Source organism: Chitinophaga ginsengisegetis (genome assembly GCF_900168065.1).
Lineage (GTDB): Bacteria > Bacteroidota > Bacteroidia > Chitinophagales > Chitinophagaceae > Chitinophaga > Chitinophaga ginsengisegetis.
On the sequence record NZ_FUZZ01000003.1, the window covers coordinates 26149 to 44069 of the forward strand.

Genomic DNA, 17921 nt, shown 5'->3' on the forward strand with positions numbered 1-17921 from the left:
CGTTAATCGCTCGTTAATACGGTCCTGTTCCGGCCCGCTCCTCTGTTGCCGGCGGACTTTCCCTTAAATTCGGCATACTCCAAAATATGCCTCCATGAAAACATCAACATTTAACCATTGGGAGAAGAAAATCCAACAGGCCATTGCGCTATCTCATGACGATCCGCAGGGCGATCGCGGACTGAAGGAAGTAGCGGCGCTGATCAGCGAATCTGTTGACAACTTCTCGCACAAGTTTGCGGAAATGTATGGGATGTCGTACATCCATTTCACCAAAATAAGGCGGCTGGAAGCAGGCGCAGGATATCTGCGGCACAGCGATTACAGTGTGGGAACAATCAGTGAATTGTGCGGGTATACACAATCCAGCTTCAACAAGGCATTCCGGGAATTCTTTCACGAAGCGCCCATCAGCTTCCGCAACAGGCTTTACCTCGTAAACGAAAAGAATACACTGGCACGCACCAAAATTGCTTCTAATCCACATGACGACCCGCAACACGTTATTTTCACCCCGGACCGGACCGAGGATATAAAGCTGCAGGATTACATGTTGTATTATAACATCCTTCCACGGAACAGTGATCCTGTGAGAACAATGGTAGACTACCTGGGCAATTACCAGAAGCAGCTGTATGCTATTAAAACGTCGCTCGAACTGCCCGGCGCCATGATTATCACCGGCACATTGGACATTGTACCTGTTACCGACTATTCAAGGATGCTGATGTATGTGGGGATTATGATTCCTATGCATAACGAGTACGACAAAGCGCACAACCAGGTACGGAGCTCCTTTCAGGAACCATTCAGTCTTTTTACCAAACGTGTTCCGGCAGGTAACTACAAAAAGCTGCCTGTGCCCATGAACTTTGCAGCAGCAGGATTGCCCATGTATGAATTCATTAACAACAGCTGCCGGTCAGGATATTTCAAAATGAGCGGCAACCATTTCTTCATCTCGCTCACAGGCGAAAATGAATCTGAAATCTATATCCCGTGGCAAAAACGGTAAATCAGGTTAGAACTGGAAGTAAATCGGGATCATAGGTTGCGTGCTTTTTACCTGCACCAGCAACCAAATGAAAGCTACCATGATGGCTACGCTACCTGCTACCGGGATACGTCCCAGTATTTTCTCTACAGAAAATTCCACTTTTGAAGGCAGGAAATGTAATATGAAGCCAAGTATCATCACCCAGAATACAGCGGTGTAGCCGTTGTACAGCTCCAGCGCAATTTCTGGCTGGAAGTCATATACCACCTGGTGGATCAGCGACCACGCATCGTGGAAAGTAGATGCCTTGAAGAATACCCAGCAGAAACACACAAAGTGGAATGTGATAAGCACACCGAGGACTTTCAGAAAACTGGCTTTCCACCCGGTGATCACTGTTTTGCTTTTCTTCAGGTAGTCGATACGCACTTTGTCGAGCGCCAGTGCACCGCCGTGCATCGCTCCCCAGAAAATAAAGTTCCAGCTGGCGCCATGCCAGAAGCCACCAATCAGCATCGTCAGCGCCAGGTTAACATACTGGCGCACCTTGCCTTTGCGGTTACCGCCCAGCGGTATATACAGGTAATCCCTCAGCCAGCTGGACAGGGAAATATGCCAGCGGCGCCAGAACTCTGTAATGGAAGAACTCTGGTAAGGAGAATCGAAGTTAGGCGGAATTTTAAAACCGGTCCACCGGGCAATACCCAATGCCATATCAGAATAACCGGAGAAGTCACAATAAATCACCAACGCATAGCCATACACGCCCATCAAACATTCCAGGCCCGTATGCTTGCTGGGATCATCAAAAATATATTGTACGAAGTTCTGATAAATGAAATCCGAGATCACAATCTTTTTGAACAATCCCCCCATTATCAGGTACATCCCCTTGCCAATATCCTCTGAGCTGAGACGGTAAGGCATCGAGATCTGCGGGATAAAATCTGCCGCACGCACAATAGGCCCCATCATCAGTTTCGGGAAGAAAGACAGGAAAAAAAGATAATCCATGAAATTATCTACCGGCTTAATTTCATCCCGGTAAACATCTATGGTATAGCTAAGATTTTCGAAAGTATAGAAGGAGATACCAATAGGCAGGATCAGCTTCAGCGTGGAAATATGCCCCGCTGTGATGTCGTTGATCATCCCTATAAAGAAGTTGGTGTATTTGAAATAAAACAGCAGCCCTATATTCAAAAAGATACTTAGTACCAGCAGGGATTTCTTCACTTTTTTGTCGGGGCTTTCATGGATCCATCTCGACAAATTAAAATCCACAATCGCTGAAAGTATGACCAGTCCTACGTAATAGCCGCAGGCTTTATAAAAGAAATAGAGGGAGAATACCGTATACACCCATACCCTGGCAGTTTTATTCCTGCTTACCAGCAGGTAACACATCAGGAATATCGCAAAATAATAAAAGAAGAACCCACTGTTAAAAAGGACCGGGTCTGACTCATGGTACGACAGTTCGTATAGCAGTTTATTAATGTCGATCATTGGAGGTTACTGGATTTTTCTTTGTTTGCTGTAGATAATGTGTATAAGAACGTTGCAGGGCTTCATATAATAATTGTCCCTGTAACTGATATCCTCTTGCATTAAAGTGAATATGGTCGGGCGCCCATGCTCCTGCAAATCTACCTTTCTGCGCTTTATTCACCGCATTAAAATTCCAGCAGGCAATGCCATGTTGCCGGGCATATCCCATGATTTGCTGCGTTACCATAGAGATATACGGATTGGGATAATACGCAGTGCTATATATCGTTCTGTATTTCTTTTTACCTACTTTTTTCCGGGTGGCTTTCCGCACCGCACGCATACAATCCGGTGGCGTGGTAAGCAGGATATTTACGGAAGGATCCTGTTCCCGGATGAGCGTTACTGTTTTATCTATTTCATCCCTGAAGGCCAGCGGGTCCATTCTGCCGCCATAGGCTTCATTGGTGCCCAGGGAAATGATGACCAGTTTGGGTTTCAGCACAGCCATTTGTGCCAGCAGGATGTTGCTGATTTCATTGTAGTGTTGAAACATGGCGCCGTTGATGCCTACGCTGTGGTACAGCACCCCGTTGCGGCTGTTTTCCATAATGGCGCCGTAAAACCTGAAAGGACCGCTACCGGTGCCTTCCCATCTTGCCTGGAAAGACTGCGACGTTTGTAAAAAATCGAGGGTTGCTTTGCTCAGGGTGGAAGAACCGGGAAAAGGTGCAGGCGTTACCGTTACAGTAGCATCCGGCACTACTAATGTGTTGTTGGTATTTCCGGCGTCATACAGCAGCGTTACTTTACGGAAGCTATTATCCATCGCACCGTCTGTTTTACCGGCGAAAGACAAAGTAGGTGCATCATTCTGGGAAATGATGGCAATTGCACCGGGCCCCAGTACATCAGACTTATTACGATCTACTACTCTTTCCGATGCCCATCTTACGGTGCTGTTCCACTTAAAATCTTCCGGGCCGTTAGTACCGGCCAGGTTGTAGGGGAAAACAAATCCCCTGCCTGCATAACCAAACTGGTTCTGCAACAGGGAAGCAACCGTTAGTGGGAAATAGCCTGCCTGCACATGTGAGTCGCCCAGGTGCAGGATGGATATTACATTACTATCTGCTTCATAGAGCGAGGAAAAAACACGATACAAGGCAGTATCCTGCTGGATAGCGCCGGCATCTGCCGATTGTTGTGCATAAGTTGTAAATCCGCTGAGTATCAGTAAAAGCACTGCCACCCATTTCGCGCTAAGGTTGTTGTGCCTGACTGTATTCATTCATAATAGCTTTGTAAAGCAGCGATCCTACTTTGGCTGCTCCCGTTCTGTTAAAGTGTGTATAGTCCTTGTTGGCCATCACAGTGTCTCCCTCTACCCACTTTACCATAGCGCCTTCTCCGCCCATAGCGGCGAAAAGGTTCCAGTAGGCTGTACCGTGGCTGGCGGCCAGGTTGTGCTGAACTTTCAGCAATGCTTCCACACCGGGTGCAGTAATATATTTGTCGGCTTTTCTGTAAGATTTATCGGCAGTACCAATGATCAGGAATGAAGTCGCCGGCAGATCCTGGCGAAGTGAGTCCATCACCTTCTTCATCGGGCGTTCATACCAGCTGTAGTCGGTAAGTTCCGGACGGAACAACACATTGGCGCCGTAATGCATTACCACCAGGTCGTAAGGCCGTTCCTGCTGCATGCGACGGATCATATTGGCAGACAAGCGGCCCAGTTCCACGCCGCTAATACCTCTGAACGAATAGTTATCTACATACACACCATCCCCGTTTTCAAAGCAAACACCATAAAAAGGCATGGCGCTGCCAGCATTGCGGAGCGTTACGGACGTGGCGCCGGTATCCTGCTGCAGATCCAGCCTGTTCACCGGTTCAGTGCCTGAAATCGTATAGGCTTTATCGTTAATAGTAATGGTGCCGGCTTCAGCAGGACCGTACAATACAGACACTTCGCTGAATTTATCGAGCAATGGCTTTTTCACAGGAGAATACTTCACCCAGCTGTTTCCGCCAGGATAAAAAGTATGTCCGGATAAACCCAGGGTGACATTAGATGGTGGTGAATTCTTATAGTGATAATCTTTCCAGTCGGTAGAAAAAGTATGCGTGATAGTAGTTCTGAAAGAGGCTACCACAGAGGTTACGGGAACAAATCCTACGCCTCCTCCACCGAAGTAATGCTGTAAGCTGTCGCGCAGATCACCGGTGATCAGGTCGCCTTCAATCATGGAGTCGCCGAAATAGGCAATCCTTACTTTGCGGCGCTTACCGGCTTTCAGTTCTTTGAGGGCGGTGAGGAATTGTTTCATCCCAACGATGGAATCGCCGGGCACCGGGGAAGCATATTCCATAATGCCGGTATACGACATGAAGTCGTGGGTATGATCCGGGTTAGGCACATTTGGATTAGCATGGGTGCTATCTAAACCAGAAAGCTTACTGCTGTCGTTGCCGGCTGCAGTAAGCTTTTGATCGTCCGGGGAAGTGGAATTTGTTCTCAGGTCTGATAACATATCCAGCTTCCGGAATTGAAAGTCTTTGTATGAAAAAGTGTAATTGAGCTGTGAAAGCCCTACTACACAAACTAAAGTTCCTAAAATAATATAAAACGGATAGGCAGACTTATTTTTGCCGGACATAGTTTATGATCTGTTGCACATCACTGATCGCCTGCTGCCGGCATGCCTACGGTTAACCATTTTTCTGATTCCGTTGCCACGCTATCCATACTTGCGTCCAGCTTATACAATTTATAGCGGTTAATAATATTTGTCACTCGTTTGATCCATTCATGGCCGGCAGATGAATAACCGCTATGGTTCATTTTTTTGAGCCACAGCGTAAATTCGGGGTTTCCCTTCATTTCGCCGAACCATTTCTTACGTGCCAGTACTTCCACAAAATGCTCATAGGAAGCCATGTCTGACACATATTGCTTGTACACTGACCGGGCTCCTGGCTTTGCCTTGGAAATGTTATTTTTCCCTACAATCCCGAAGTGGTTGTGCAGCACCTTTGCATTTCTACTTGTTCCGGTGCCTGATTCCAGCATAGCTATCCCCAGGATAACACTTGCCGGGATACCAGTTTCCTGCATCAATTCTACAGAAACCGGTTTAAATTTCTTTAAATAACTGTTTGTGGATTGTTGTGCAAACCCAACATTGCTGAGCATTAGCAATAATAACACCGCGCATAACCATACTGTCCTCTTAAAGAATGTTGAAATTCTCATGGTAGTATTTTTTGATACAGGTGATAGTTCCTTCTTTGTTTTCAGCATCATTTCTTACCTCACATATCAACGATGATCACACCGCAATATTACTTTAAAAATTTAAACAATACGTTCTCCTCTTTTTCTTATCTAACCCGTTAATCTCTTGTTAAAAAAAATTGTACCTCTTATTTGTGCCAATCCCCTTTGATGCGGCACCTTGCCATATCAAAGGGGATTTTAGCGACAAAAGCATTCTCTTTTGCAAAGACCATGCCGGCAATAGCAGCTTCTGCCATTTAACTGGTGGCAGCTGTACTGAACTATTGCTTTACCAGACTGATCTTCAATTCGTTAAGCTGTACCTGGTCTATTGCAGCGGGTGCATCCAGCATTACATCGCGTCCGGAATTATTTTTCGGGAAAGCGATAAAGTCGCGGATACTTTCACTGCCACCTAACAGCGAACACAGGCGGTCAAATCCAAAGGCAATGCCTCCATGTGGCGGTGCACCATATTCAAATGCACCTAACAGGAAGCCAAATTTATGTTCTGCCTCTTCCTTGCTCATTCCCAGGGCTGCAAACATTTTCTGCTGCAGGTCGCGCTGGAAAATACGGATAGAACCACCCCCTACTTCTGTGCCGTTTAAAACTATATCGTAGGCGTTAGCCTTAATTTTAGCGTATTGTGAAGGATCATCCATCAGGGCAATCTGCTCTGGCTTTGGTGACGTAAACGGATGGTGACGGGCCACCCAGCGGTTTTCCTCTTCGGCGTATTCAAATAACGGAAAGTCTATAACCCACAACGGTTTAAAGTCGTTTTTGTTGCGTAAACCGAGGCGTTCACCCATTTCCAGGCGGAGTTCGCTGGCAGCTTTACGGGTACGCTCTTCCTTGCCAGCCAGCACCAGGATGAGATCTCCGGGTTGCGCCTGACATTTTTGCGCCCATAACTTCAGCTGTTCTTCGTCAAAAAACTTATCCACAGAGCTCTTCAGTGTACCATCTGCGTTATACCTGACATAGATGAGCCCGCTCATGCCTATCTGCGGACGTTTTACCCAGTCGGTCAGTTCATCCAGCTGCTTGCGGGTGTATTCAGCACAACCTTTGGCAGCAATAGCCACTACCAGTTCTGCATCATCAAATACTTTAAAGCCTTTATTCTTTGCGGTATCGTTCAGGTTTACCAGCTTCATTTCAAAGCGGATATCCGGTTTGTCGTTACCATAATATTCCATCGCATCGTCGAAGGTCATCCGTGGGAAAGCATCCGGGAACTCGATTCCTTTTATTTCCCTGAAGATATGCTTCAGCATATGCTCAAAGGTGCTCAGAATGTCTTCCTGGTCCACAAAGCTCATTTCACAGTCGATCTGTGTAAACTCCGGCTGGCGATCTGCGCGCAGATCCTCATCCCTGAAGCATTTTACGATCTGGTAGTAACGGTCGTATCCACTCACCATCAGCAATTGCTTAAAGGTTTGCGGCGACTGTGGCAGTGCATAGAACTCGTTGGGGTTCATGCGGCTGGGCACTACGAAATCGCGGGCGCCTTCCGGGGTAGATTTGATCAGGAAAGGCGTTTCTATATCCATAAAACCAGCGGTGTGCAGGTAGTTACGTGCAGCACGTCCTACCTGGTAGCGCAGTTCCAGGTTTTGTCTTACAATATTACGGCGCAGATCAAGGAAGCGATATTTCATCCGCAGCTCATCTCCTCCGTCGGTATCATCCTGCAAGGTAAACGGCGGTGTTTTAGCCGCGTTGAGGATGGTAAAATCGCTCACTGTGATTTCGATATCACCAGTAGGGATGTTTTTATTTTTATTGGAACGCTCGGTTACAGTACCTTTTACCTGGATTACAAATTCACGGCCCAGCGGCTGTGCGTCCAGTTTTGCATTCAGGCTTTCGCCGAACAGCAATTGAGTAATACCATAACGGTCTCGCAGATCAAAAAAATTGATACTGCCAAACTTTCTTACTGTCTGTATCCATCCGGCCAAAGTTACTTCCTGGCCCACCTGTTCCATTCGTAATTCCCCGCAAGTGTGCGTCCTATACATGCGTAAATAATTGATTTAGTTAGTTTTATGGTTGAATTACGGGACAAGTAATCATCAATTGGCGACCACTGTCCAGTTGTTCACTTATACCCATAAGGGGGGCAAAGATACGGTTTGGATCGGGCATTTTGTGCCCGATGTATGTTAAAAATATCGCCTGAGGTCTATTTCCGGCATCAGTGGCGCATCAGCAACCAGCACATCCCTGAAGTGAGCCGCCATAAAAGGCGCCAGCGAGCAGCCTTTTGTTCCAAGCCCGTTAAATAGTCCGACAGACGGCAATGCCGGGTGAAAACCGGCTATCGGGCGACGGTCGTTTCCCGATGGCCGCACTGCCGACAACTGGTCCACTATTTCATAAGGCGCCTTTAACAGCTGTACGAGGCTCTTCTCCAGCACTTCCCGCTGTTTTGCCGTTGGATGGTCATCTTCATAATCCCACACGAAAGAAGACCCCGCCCAGAACAATCCATTGTCCTGCGGCACCAGCGTAATCCCTTTCTTTATAATGTCCCCGGTTTCCAGCCCTGGTATCTTCACCAGCAATACTTCTCCTTTATTGGGCAAAAATTTTATCTCCTTAAAAAAAGGAAGCCCGGTAGTACCTACCCCATCGCAGAAAATAATTTTACTGGCGGTAATATCTTTATAGGTAACTCCTTCTTCCGAAATTTCCAGGCCGGCCACATCCAGGTGAATTTCCAGCAGCGCTTCCTGCGCCTGTAAATACTGCCGGTAAGCCGGCAATAAGGTACGGAGATTCACCGTAGCGCCATGTACAACAGCCGCGCCGTAAGGCTGATCCAGGAAGGCTTCATATTTCAATGCCGCCGGCAACTCCGTATATTCATTACCGGTAGTTTTATTCAGAAAGGCTTCCCGCATCTGCAGCGAAGGAAAAACTGTCCATAGCTCACGCTCCGTAAAAACCGGTACTTGCAGCAAATCCGACAACTCCCTGTAGGTAGTTTTTGCGAAAGGGTAAATAGTGTCATACATCCAGGCTGGCTCAAACCTGCGGCCAGATACCGGGTTAATGATCCCTGCAGCCACCCTGGAAGCGCTGTTGGACTTGGCATCATCGATAACAATTACTTTTTTTCCTGCCTGTAACAGGAACCAGCTTAACATGGTTCCTGCAATTCCCTGCCCTATGATAAGGTAATCTGCTTTCCTCATATCCTCAAAAATAGCAATAAAAAAAGGGCTGATGGAGATGTCCATCAACCCTTCTGAAACTATATGGCAATAATTTACTCGGTTACTTTTACATTAAGACCGCTGCTATGTGCCGAAAACTCCGGCGCATACATACACTGGGCGGTGCTGATACCGTTGGAAAATTTACCCTGGTGGGTAACAAACAACGAGTATTCAAACACATAAGTTCCCTTGGGCAGATAACTGAAGAAGAAATCTGTGGAGGCATCCCGGGTGCTTTCATAGTAGCTTAACCCATCCTGCCATTTGCTGGCGCTGATTACATTGACAGGCTCAAAACAGGCCGCCCGCATGTCTTTCAGGTGGATGTACTCCATTTGCCTGTCGGCGCGTAATACGATCCGCACCTTCACCTTATCTCCTACTTTCAGCTCATTGCCATCGGTGATTTTGGTAAGCACCGGTCCTTTGTCGCTGTTCACTTCTTTGAACAGTTCTTTTTCCAGCACCAGTGGTGTGGCGGCGGCGGTAATTTTATCGAGGTCTTCAAAGTACTGCCAGTACACGGCGCCCCAGGAAGGTTGTCCTTTGCTGCCGCTCACCGTTACACTGATGTTGCCCATATCCGGCTTTACTGCTTTGGCGTCTATCCTTTCTTTAAAATAGCCGGTACCTGCTTCTGTGGCGGCGGGTTTCACGGTAGTATTTCCAAGTTGTATAGTTACTTCCGGAGAAGCGGCCAACCAGTTACTGCCGTGCAGCAGCATAGCATAGCAGGCATCTGCAGTAGATTTGGTGGTATGCCAGTTATTGGTTTGTTTGTTTTTCAGCAACCAGGTTTTCATATCCGCCACTGCATCGGCGTCTTTCCCTGCCACCTGGAAGGCTTCAATCAGCAATGCCTGTGTTTCAATAGGCGCCTGGTACCAGTTGTAACCACCGGCTACATCTTTCCAGTACATACCCATTTCTTTACTGCTCATGGCATTTTCCTTCAGCGATTTTAATATAGCCGCCGGCGTTATCAGGTCGTTCTTTTTAAACTGCGATAACGCAATCATGCCTTGTGCATAGCGGCTTTGCTTTGTCCAGTATTTCTGCTGTTGTGCGTAGTAGAAGTCAAACGACTTCTTCATAGCAGCTGGTATGGGTTTGTCGAAGAAGCTGCGGGCATACAGGTAGTGGATCTGTATCTGGTCGATCTGTTCTTCTTTCAGGTTAGCTTTTGCTTTGATTAACTTATAATAATCTGCATCAAGCTCTTTATCGAGATAGTCGATGGCCTTCAACGCCATGTCGGTAGCCAGCGGATCTTTTTCTGTTGTAAGCTGCTGCAAATGACCTAAGCCTGCAACAATGTATTGTGTGAGGAAGCGGTCTTTCCACATACCGGTAAACCAGGGGAAAGCGCCATCCGGCAATTGTTTCGCCGCCAGTTGATTTAAGGAAGATTTTTTTTCCTTCTGCATGCGTTGCAGATCAAAGAGCAGGGCGATATTCTTTTTCTGCTGTGTTTCATTTTTTGCTTCCAGCACCCACGGTGTTTGTTGCAGCAACACTGATTTCAGTTCTTCATTCTTTGCCAGGTTGCTTTGTAACGCAGCGGTATCAGTAATCTTCCATTTATCGAAAATGGCTTTTAAACCGGGTGTGGCGTTGGTAATATGTGTAGCCAATGCGTTGGCATAATAGCGGTTAAATACCTGCTCGGCGCATTCGTACGGGAATTCCATCAGGTAAGGCAATGCCTGTACGGCATACCAGGCAGGGTTGCTGGTATACTCCACAGTAACGCCATGCTGTACAATTGTTTGGGAAGAATCGCTGTGCAGTAATTTACCGAAGGTAAAGTCATGTTTGCCATCTCCGCGAACCGGTAATGGGAGCGATTCTGTCACCAGCATCCGGTTGGTTAACACCGGCAATGCATTTTCTTCTCCATCGCTGAAGTTTCCTGCCTGTGCGGTAACCCGGTATATGAGCGCACTCTGGAATCCGTGCGGGATCTGGATCGGGAAGGTTACTACAGTACTTTGTCCTGCTTTGGCAGTAAAGTGTTGCAGCGGGAAAATGTTCTGGAACCATCCATCCACTGGTTGCATGGTAGTGGCATCCAGCAGTTCCAGGTGTGCCTGGCCTATCAGCTGGGAGTCGGACAGGTTGCTCACTTTAGCCGTGAATTCCATTTTATCTCCTTCGCGTACAAACCGGGGTGTATTGGGCTGGATCATCAGCACTTTCTGCGTAACAATACTGGTGCTGGTATAACCAAAAGCGAGTTCTTTTGTATGTGCCAGGCCCTGGAAGTTCCATTTGGTAAGGGCTTCCGGAACGGTAAACTCAAAGGTGATATTGCCGTCTTTATCTGTGCGGAGATCCGGGAAGAAGAAAGCTGTTTCCTGGAAGTTTTTACGGATAGAAGGAGCAGTAGGTTCCTCTCCGTGTGCCGGCTCTTTTTCTCCGGCAGTTTTGTTAGCGGGGGCTGTATCAGTAATTCTGTCGTCAGCCAGTGCTGCTGCCGGAGCGGGGGCCATTTCCTGCACTGCTATGCCACCTACCGCTGCAGAGGCCTTCATTCTTTTTGTGCCTGCAGCCCCCCTTATCAGGATCCGTTGTCTGCCGGCGCCATCCATCATGTTCCAGTCGAACAGGTTCAGCATTTCATAAGTCTTTTCCTCAGTAGGATGCGCTTTCCCCTCGTGGTCATACAGTCCTGTGGATACATCCATTTTGAAATTCTCCCTGCCGTTGAACCTCAGTATATTATTTACATAAGGATAGATAGCCGGCTGATACCATTTGTGTGGTATGAATTCATCCAGGGATGCATCATACATAGAGGCCAGCATCTCAGCGGCTACTTTTTCATTCTTATAACCTGATATCTGTGCGGTCCACTTTTCCTTTTCTCCCGGTAATAATTTATCACGATGGGTGCCCAGCTTTATTTGCAGATCTTTGTTGTCCCAGATGACCGTTACCGTTGGTTCAACAGTAAATACCCGGTTATCTTTTACAAACACATACGCCAGCGATATATTTCCGCGATCGTTTTCTGTTACAGGGAACTCCAGCTGCTTTACACCGGAGAGTTCCAATGTGGAAAGTACTTCGGGCGCAACTACCGTTTTCTTTGTTTGAATCAGGTGTACATTACCCGCAGAAGACCCCAGCAGGATGGTGGCCGTTTTACCCGGCGACACCACAGCAGAAGAAGGATACGACCATAAATATGCCGGAGCCGGTAATGTTTTCGGATGAACGTCTATCAACTCGAAAGTTGTTTTCTGCACCACCAATTCGTTGTTCTTGTCTTTCGCACTTACCTCCAGTTCATAAAATCCCGGGGCCAGTTTTTTGGTGTCCAGCACTACTTTTCCTTCCGGGTTACCGGCAATGGTTTGCTGGATCACTGCCGCCTGGCAGGGCCAGTTTTTACGGTCGTCTTCTGCCTTGTAGATATCTACCGGGAACGCCTGTACGTAACTGGCTTCGTCCATTACAAACTGATCAGGCGCTTCCCAATAGCGGGGACGCAGCAGGCGCTTGTTAGGAGTGAGCGGTTTTATCTGCACAGTAAGGTTCGCAGGTTCAAAGGCGCCGTTCAGGTTGCGGGAATAGATCTTCAGCTCCTTAAAATCGTCTTGTTGCAGGCGGTCCGGCGCATTCACCACAATTTCCATCGACTGGTAGCCCACGCTGATGGATTGGTCACCGCTGCGGGTTTCGCCGTTAAGATCTGTTACATCTGCATGTACTACGTAGGTAAATACCGGTTTGGTGGCCGGGTCTACAGATTTGTCGCTGAGTGCGGGAAACTGTACACGGAAGGCGCCGTTGGCGTCGGTAGTTGTTTCTCCATGAACAATTTCACGGGAGGAACCATACGGCGCGGCTATCTTATAAAATAACCATGGGTAAGGATAACGTACCTGTCGCTCTACGCGGTAGGTTACTTTGGCGCCGTCGATATTGTTACCGGCAAAGGCCAGGGCTTTGGCATTGGCAGTAACGGTGTCTCCTATACGATAAGTGCTTTTTATGGTATCAAACTGCACATAGAATTTAGGGCGCTTGTATTCTTCTACCTGGAAAGCGAGGTATCCGTTGCCATCCTCATCTCTCAGGCTGTAACCTCCGTTCATGCGGCCTTCCGGCAATATAAATTTCCCGGAATAGGCGCCGAATTCGTTGGTGGTTACTTTAATTGAGTCTGCTTTATCACCATTGGCGTCGTACAACGACAAGGTGGTTTTGTAATTAGTGAGTATATCGCTACCGGTTTCATTGATGCGTTTCTTTAAAACAATCCCTTTAAAATAAATGGTTTGTCCGGGGCGGTAAATGCTCCTGTCGGCAAACAGGAAGGTTTGTGCCTTTGGTTCTTCCTCTCGTTCATAGTTGGTATAATAGTAACTGTGTGAGTCGATATACAACTCATCCTGTCCATTTTTCCAATGCAGCCGCAGGTTATTATTTTGCTTGAGTGGAGCAGACTTTACGCGGCCATCGTTACCGGTGGTAAGGTTTTCCACCAGTACCCATTCTTCTGTATTATTGTTATTCTTATTTCTCAGTAATTGCAGGTTGATGCCAGCCAAAGGTTTACCAGTGGTACGATGCAGGGCATAATACGTGTTGCCGTTTTCTATATAGCTTATATTGGATACCCAGGTCATTTGCATGGCCATAGGATTGTTTTTCAGGGCAAACTGCGGATCCGCACTGGATAACAACATATAATGGCCGGCAGGCAGGGCGTCTATTTTAATTTCTGCTTTATGGGTGATATAATCCTGCGGATCGGGCAGGGCCTGTTCCCATGATTTTATGGTGGAGCGCGACAACATCAGCTGCCAGTAGGTATTGGCCTGGTCGCGGTAGTTACTCTGTGCCTTGCGCAACAGCTTCAGGAAGGCTTCATCCACTTTAAAAACGCGCAGATAGATCTTATTAAGATTCTTATATCTTACCAGGGTTCTGAATGGCAGCTCCGGAACATTCACGGTTTCTGTTGCCAGCTCCAGGAATTGCTCGCTGATCTGGTCCAGCATGTAAGCGCAGGACACACCTCCGGTAGATTTAGGAGCCAGTGCTACTGCTTTTTCGCAAATGGCTTTCGCTTTCCTGATATTATCTCCTTTGTCGTCCTCAGCAGCCTCTCCTTTCTGCATGTAATAAGAAGCCTGCATTGCCATGACGGAAGTCACTTCTTTTTCACCGGCGTAGGCCAACGCCATCTGGTCGAGCGCCTGGAGGTAAAGCGCATCTTTATTTTCCGTTACTGCCACCTGGTTCATCCAGGCAACTCTTTCCACATCCACATCCAGCAACGCGGCTTTATTGCCGGCATGCAGGCGGATCAGTTCCTGCAGGATCAACAGGGCCTGATATTGCAGGGAAGCACTATCGGTGCTGGTGAAGTGATGCGCGGCAAAAGTAGCGGCAGGCGCAAAGGCGGCAGGGTCGTTAAGTTCAAACTGGTTGGTGGGATTGGTAATGGTGGCTTCTCCCGATTTAAAATAATCCAGGGCGCGGTGGGCCAGCAAATCGTACAGGGTTGGCCGTAGTTGCCGGGTAGTCCCTTTAACGATAACAGGTTCAAAGGCCGTGAGGCTTGTTTTTTCAAGCATGTCCCGGCTGGACAGCGACGCCTGGTAGGCGGCAGTAATTTCCTGGTGCAGCCGGTCGGCCCCCCAGGTGCTTACATCCGTTCCTTCATCGCCGGCAATGGCGGTGCGGTTATAAAACCGGTACCGGTTATTCTGAAAATACCGGTACAGCATTTCGGCTTTGATGCTTTGGAGGATGGCCTTCTGTGCGCCGGTAGCAGCAGTGATTTCTCCGTCTATTTTCTGCATATTAAGCAGGGTGCTGCTATCGTTGATCTCCGCGTTGTACTTCATCTGGTAGATGAGCGCTTTGATTTGTTGTGCCGTAGCCTTGTCCTTTACAGCGTGGGCATAAATGTCATTGACTACTTCCAGGGCCGATTTAGGCAATCCCTTTTCTTCCAGCGTGGTAATTTTCTTCCAGGAGTTATCGTAGTTGAACTGGGCCATCATCTTGTTGCTGCTAAAGATTAAAACAATGAATATTCCAATGAATAAACGCATATAGGATCGTTATTTACAGTAAGTTACTTTTTTTACTGAGGATGCCGGTGCGGGCATGGTTTCCATAAAGGGGAACAAAAAAGGTGAAAAGTGTTGGAATAGATCTCCTTCACTTTTCACCTTATATAATTTTACCGGCAGATAATTATGCCAGGACTGCTGCTTTGCTTAATACTTCTGCCATTGTTTTACCAATGTTGGCAGGGCTTTCCACTACGTGAACACCACATTCTGCCATGATCTTCATTTTTGCAGCGGCGGTATCTTCAGCACCACCAATGATAGCACCTGCGTGACCCATACGGCGTCCCGGAGGCGCGGTTTGGCCGGCGATGAAACCAACAACCGGTTTAGTACCGTTTGCCTTGATCCACTGGGCTGCTTCTGCTTCCATGCTGCCACCAATTTCACCAATCATGATGATACCTTCTGTTTCAGGATCGTTCATCAGCAGTTCCACAGCGTCTTTGGTAGGGGTACCGATAATAGGATCTCCACCAATACCGATGGCGGTAGAAACGCCTAAGCCGGCTTTTACCACCTGATCAGCTGCTTCATAGGTTAAAGTACCGGATTTGGATACGATACCGATCTTACCTTTTTTGAAGATAAAGCCAGGCATGATACCTACTTTAGCTTCATCTGCGGTGATAACGCCAGGGCAGTTTGGTCCGATGAGGCGGGTAGTTGTACCCTGCAGGAAATTCTTCGCCTTGATCATATCCTGTACAGGAATACCTTCTGTGATACATACCACCAGAGCAATACCAGCTTCGGTAGCTTCCATGATTGCGTCAGCTGCAAATGCAGGAGGTACAAAAATGATAGAAACATTTGCACCGGTTGCCTTTACTGCATCGGCTACCGTGTTGAACACCGGGCGTTCCAGGTGCGTGCTGCCACCTTTACCGGGTGTAACACCACCCACTACCTGGGTACCATATTCGATCATCTGTGTAGCGTGGAAAGTACCTTCAGTACCGGTAAATCCCTGAACAATCACTTTGCTATCCTTATTAACTAAAACACTCATCGCGCTTGTTTTATTGGTTTAATATTATATGTCTGATTCTTCTGGACGGCAAAAATAAGCCGATTTCCATAATTCTGCAATTTAGTGCCTTTAAGATAAAGCTACCAATTGGTTTCGAAAATAATTGGCAATAAATAAGGAGTGTTCGCAAGCCAGCAGTGCCAATAATAACAGATCTAAATACTATATATTATCTTTTTTACTGATAATCATATACTTTACTGTTCCCCTTGTTCCTTTTTCAGCTGCTCCCGCCACTTTCCGTCTTTAAATAATTCCAGCTGCCGCATTTCTTTTGCTTCCCGCAGGAACTCGGAGGCGAAAATGAAGTCGTTTAATTTCTGGTCCTTGCTGAATACGATATCTTTATTACTACCCTCCCACTGCTTCTGGCCCTGGTACATATATACAATATGGTCGCCGCTTTCCATTACGGTGTTCATATCGTGGGTGTTAATAACAGTTGTGATATTATATTCCTGGGTGAGTTCTGTAATGAGCTTATCAATAAGCAGGGAGGTTTGCGGGTCCAGACCGGAGTTGGGCTCATCGCAGAAAAGATACTTCGGGTTGAGCACAATAGCGCGGGCAATGCCCACCCTTTTCTTCATCCCGCCGCTGATTTCAGCGGGGAACTTTTTAGCGGCTTCTTTCAGCTGTACCCTTTCGAGGCACTCCGCTACCCTGGCTTTTTTCTCTTTCAGCGTGCCTTTGCCAAACATTTCCAGGGGAAACATCACATTCTGTTCAACGGTCATACTGTCGAACAGAGCGGAACCCTGGAACAGCATGCCTATTTCCTGGCGTATTACCTTCTTCTCTTTTTCATCCATCGCGGTAAAGTCCTGTTTATCGTACAGTACTTTACCTTCGTCCACCCCCATCAGTCCTACAATGCACTTCATCATCACGGTTTTACCGCTACCGCTGGCGCCAATGATGAGATTTACTTTACCGGGTTCCATTATTGTTGATACGCCCTTCAGTATTTCCTTATCCCCAAAACCCTTTCTTATGTCTTGCAGTTCAATCATGATTACAGTAATATGGCCGTTAATGCGTAGTCCATGAATAATATCAGCACGCAGCTTACCACTACGGCAGTAGTGCTGGCTTTACCTATTTCCAGTGCGCCACCGGTTACGTTATAGCCGTAATAAGCAGATACGCTGGCAATAATAAATCCGAAAGTATAGGATTTGGCCATCGCAAAAAATACGTTGTATGCCTTGAACTCCTGCCGGAGCCCCTGCATAAACTGCTCGGAAGAAATAATGCCCGAAAGCTCACCTGCTTCCTTGCCACCCCAGATACCCAGGAAACCCGCAATGGCTACCAGTACCGGTATCATCAGCACTGCGGCCATAATTTTAGGCGCTATCAGGTATCCTTTGGTATTGATCCCCATAATTTCCAGGGCGTCAATTTGTTCAGATATCCGCATGTTGCCCAGTTCTGAGGCTATTTTTGATCCGATTACGCCCGCCAGTACAATACAGGTAAGCGTTGGCGCAAATTCCAGGATAATAGTATCTCTTACCACCTGTGCGATGGTACTTTTTGGAATGATAGGACTTACCAGCTGATACGCCGTTTGTAAGGTAGTTACCCCTCCCATAAACAGGGAAATAATAAATACTATCCCAAACGACCCTACGCCGATATCCACACATTGCTGCATAAATTGCTTCCAGTACATCTTCATGTTTTCCGGGCGGGAAAACATGCCTTTGAGCATGAGCAGGAAGTTTCCGAAATGATAGAAGAATTTGAACTCCATAACTGATCAAAGATAGGAAGGATTTTT

General features: G+C 47.2%; 11 protein-coding genes. 1 reads left to right on the forward strand and 10 read right to left on the reverse strand.

Annotation, left to right across the window (positions count from 1 at the left end; genetic code table 11):
* Nucleotides 1–94 precede the first annotated feature (94 nt).
* Entirely contained in the window at nucleotides 95–1015 is a 921-nt protein-coding gene (locus B5Z18_RS18675; protein WP_079471022.1) for a helix-turn-helix transcriptional regulator, read from the forward strand.
* Nucleotides 1016–1021: 6 nt separating this feature from the next.
* On the opposite strand, the gene B5Z18_RS18680 is transcribed toward B5Z18_RS18675, so the two are convergent.
* The 10 genes from B5Z18_RS18680 to B5Z18_RS18725 form a co-directional block, all read right to left on the reverse strand.
* Complete coding sequence (locus tag B5Z18_RS18680) at nucleotides 1022–2506, reverse strand: MBOAT family O-acyltransferase (RefSeq protein WP_079471023.1); 1485 nt, start codon at nucleotides 2504–2506, stop codon at nucleotides 1022–1024.
* The gene (locus B5Z18_RS18685; protein WP_079471024.1) at nucleotides 2493–3779 is read right to left on the reverse strand and encodes a GDSL-type esterase/lipase family protein; all 1287 of its coding nucleotides are present in this window, start codon (nucleotides 3777–3779) and stop codon (nucleotides 2493–2495) included. Before B5Z18_RS18685 ends, B5Z18_RS18680 begins: the two co-directional genes overlap by 14 nt.
* A complete protein-coding gene (locus tag B5Z18_RS18690; protein WP_079471025.1) occupies nucleotides 3751–5151 on the reverse strand; it encodes an SGNH/GDSL hydrolase family protein in 1401 nt (466 codons plus the stop codon). The genes B5Z18_RS18685 and B5Z18_RS18690 overlap by 29 nt, the downstream gene beginning before the upstream one ends.
* Nucleotides 5152–5171: 20 nt before the next feature.
* Nucleotides 5172–5747 (reverse strand): glucosaminidase domain-containing protein, encoded by a 576-nt coding sequence (locus B5Z18_RS18695; protein WP_159454356.1) that lies wholly within the window; start codon nucleotides 5745–5747, stop codon nucleotides 5172–5174.
* 305 nt (nucleotides 5748–6052) lie between these two features.
* Nucleotides 6053–7804, reverse strand: a complete 1752-nt coding sequence (gene aspS / locus B5Z18_RS18700) for an aspartate--tRNA ligase (RefSeq protein ID WP_079471027.1) — start codon at nucleotides 7802–7804, stop codon at nucleotides 6053–6055.
* A gap of 144 nt (nucleotides 7805–7948) precedes the next feature.
* Complete coding sequence (locus tag B5Z18_RS18705) at nucleotides 7949–8983, reverse strand: NAD(P)/FAD-dependent oxidoreductase (RefSeq protein WP_159454357.1); 1035 nt, start codon at nucleotides 8981–8983, stop codon at nucleotides 7949–7951.
* A gap of 74 nt (nucleotides 8984–9057) precedes the next feature.
* A complete protein-coding gene (locus tag B5Z18_RS18710) occupies nucleotides 9058–15081 on the reverse strand; it encodes an alpha-2-macroglobulin family protein (protein WP_079471029.1) in 6024 nt (2007 codons plus the stop codon).
* A 145-nt stretch (nucleotides 15082–15226) separates the two neighbouring features.
* The gene (sucD, locus tag B5Z18_RS18715; RefSeq protein ID WP_079471030.1) at nucleotides 15227–16114 is read right to left on the reverse strand and encodes a succinate--CoA ligase subunit alpha; all 888 of its coding nucleotides are present in this window, start codon (nucleotides 16112–16114) and stop codon (nucleotides 15227–15229) included.
* A 218-nt stretch (nucleotides 16115–16332) separates the two neighbouring features.
* Nucleotides 16333–17148, reverse strand: coding sequence for an ABC transporter ATP-binding protein (locus tag B5Z18_RS18720; RefSeq protein ID WP_079471031.1), 816 nt, complete (start codon nucleotides 17146–17148; stop codon nucleotides 16333–16335).
* Nucleotides 17149–17150: 2 nt separating this feature from the next.
* Entirely contained in the window at nucleotides 17151–17894 is a 744-nt protein-coding gene (locus B5Z18_RS18725; RefSeq protein WP_079471032.1) for an MlaE family ABC transporter permease, read from the reverse strand.
* Nucleotides 17895–17921: the final 27 nt, after the last annotated feature.

Bases quoted from the DNA above. Each gene is read 5' to 3' on its own strand.
- B5Z18_RS18675 (WP_079471022.1), top strand. From the start codon at position 95: ATGAAAACATCAACATTTAACCATTGGGAGAAGAAAATCCAACAGGCC.
- B5Z18_RS18680 (WP_079471023.1), bottom strand. From the start codon at position 2,506: ATGATCGACATTAATAAACTGCTATACGAACTGTCGTACCATGAGTCA.
- B5Z18_RS18685 (WP_079471024.1), bottom strand. From the start codon at position 3,779: ATGAATACAGTCAGGCACAACAACCTTAGCGCGAAATGGGTGGCAGTG.
- B5Z18_RS18690 (WP_079471025.1), bottom strand. From the start codon at position 5,151: ATGTCCGGCAAAAATAAGTCTGCCTATCCGTTTTATATTATTTTAGGA.
- B5Z18_RS18695 (WP_159454356.1), bottom strand. From the start codon at position 5,747: ATGAGAATTTCAACATTCTTTAAGAGGACAGTATGGTTATGCGCGGTG.
- aspS (WP_079471027.1), bottom strand. From the start codon at position 7,804: ATGTATAGGACGCACACTTGCGGGGAATTACGAATGGAACAGGTGGGC.
- B5Z18_RS18705 (WP_159454357.1), bottom strand. From the start codon at position 8,983: ATGAGGAAAGCAGATTACCTTATCATAGGGCAGGGAATTGCAGGAACC.
- B5Z18_RS18710 (WP_079471029.1), bottom strand. From the start codon at position 15,081: ATGCGTTTATTCATTGGAATATTCATTGTTTTAATCTTTAGCAGCAAC.
- sucD (WP_079471030.1), bottom strand. From the start codon at position 16,114: ATGAGTGTTTTAGTTAATAAGGATAGCAAAGTGATTGTTCAGGGATTT.
- B5Z18_RS18720 (WP_079471031.1), bottom strand. From the start codon at position 17,148: ATGATTGAACTGCAAGACATAAGAAAGGGTTTTGGGGATAAGGAAATA.
- B5Z18_RS18725 (WP_079471032.1), bottom strand. From the start codon at position 17,894: ATGGAGTTCAAATTCTTCTATCATTTCGGAAACTTCCTGCTCATGCTC.